At 53.2% G+C, this 506-nt stretch carries 1 protein-coding gene; it reads left to right on the forward strand.

What is annotated here, in order from left to right:
• Positions 1–506, forward strand: a 506-nt coding sequence (locus tag ABD879_RS32850) for a dihydroorotate dehydrogenase (protein WP_486303751.1), incomplete at both ends; no start/stop codon positions are given.

The following is a 506-nucleotide window of genomic DNA, read 5'->3' on the forward strand; positions in this document are numbered from 1 at the left end:
GGAAACGAAAAGCCGCGTAGCTTTCGTCTCATTGCAGATCGCGGACTTGTAAATCGGATGGGGTTTAACAACCAAGGATCCGCTGCAGCAGTACCTCGCATCGAACGCGCACGATTGAAGCGCGACAGGCCGATCATTGGCTCGAATATCGGTAAGAGTCGAGTCACAGAAGTTGAAGATGCAGCGGCTGACTACATATGGAGTGCCGAGCGCTTAGCTCCAATTTCTGATTATCTTGCGGTGAATGTGAGTTCCCCGAATACTCCGGGGCTACGCGGCCTCCAAGAATTGACTCTGCTCGAACCCTTGCTCAAAGGTGTCAAGGAGGCAGCAGGTGACACGCCGCTGCTTGTAAAAATTGCGCCGGATATGGACGATGAGCAGATCGATGGAATCGTATCGCTCGCCGTGAAGCTTGGACTCGACGGAATTATTGCTACGAATACAACGATTTCACGTGACGGGCTGCATGAGTCTGCTGAGCGAATCGAGGAGATCGGTGCCGG

This window comes from Actinomadura keratinilytica, assembly GCF_039539665.1.
Lineage (GTDB): Bacteria > Actinomycetota > Actinomycetes > Streptosporangiales > Streptosporangiaceae > Spirillospora > Spirillospora keratinilytica.